This window comes from Frankia sp. CcWB2 (genome assembly GCF_977927585.1).
This window is the reverse complement of the sequence record NZ_CDWRCM010000232.1, coordinates 3085-3867: the sequence shown is the minus strand read 5'-3', so window position 1 is coordinate 3867 and position 783 is coordinate 3085. Positions and strand designations below refer to the sequence as shown.

The following is a 783-nucleotide window of genomic DNA, read 5'->3' as shown; positions in this document are numbered from 1 at the left end:
CCCAGGCGCCGCCGCGCTCGATCTCAGAGCCGTTGAAGGTGTCGGTCCATGTCCGCCCGCCGATGCGGTCGCGTGCCTCGAGCACAAGCACCCGCTGTCCCTTGCGCCGCAGCTCGCGGGCGGCGGTGAGGCTGGCCAGGCCGGCCCCGACAACGATGTTGTCGTAGTCGCGATGGCCCGCGTGGCCCTGTTCGACGGCCTCGGCCACACCGGGGAGGCCGACCCCGAGCGCGGATCCGGCGACGGCCAGGCCACCTGCCCTGAGCGCGGTCCTGCGAGAGAACGAACGGATGGACGAGCCTGTGTGCGCTCCGTCTTCATGCGTGGTCAAGGTGAATCCCCCCGCGTTACGGTCTGTGGTCGTCGAGGCGGTGTGGATGTCGCCGCGTTCCGGACGTGCGGGGAATCCGGCGCATGCGGCCTGCGCCTCGGATTCCCCGCGCCGTTCCGGGTGGCTGGGCTGGGTCAGGCGGAGGGCTTGCGGAACTGCTTGATCAGCGCCGCGTAGCTGTCCTCGGCGTGGCCGTCGGCCACCGCGCGCTTCGCCAGCTCCAGGAAGAAGGTCGGGAGTTCCGCGTTGACGCCGAGCACTTTGCTCTCCTCCACGAGGTGCTCCATGCCGCCCACGTGGACGTTGACGGTGGCGTCGGTGGCCGGGAACCTGTCCTCGTCGATCTGCTGCGCGTAGGCGGTGACGTAGTCGGCCGTGACGTTGATCGCCGTGACCGCCAGGCTCGCGAAAGTGGTCGCCGGAACACTCGCGGTGCCCAGGAGCGCGGCACC

2 protein-coding genes are annotated in these 783 nt (G+C 70.5%); both read right to left on the bottom strand.

Features of this window, described 5'->3' with window-relative positions; genetic code table 11:
* Positions 1 to 208: FAD-dependent oxidoreductase (locus ACY45C_RS19060; protein ID WP_462188938.1), on the bottom strand; the 208-nt coding region annotated here is incomplete at its 3' end.
* Positions 209 to 465: 257 nt separating this feature from the next.
* Positions 466 to 783: imine reductase family protein (locus ACY45C_RS19055; protein WP_462188937.1), on the bottom strand; the 318-nt coding region annotated here is incomplete at its 5' end.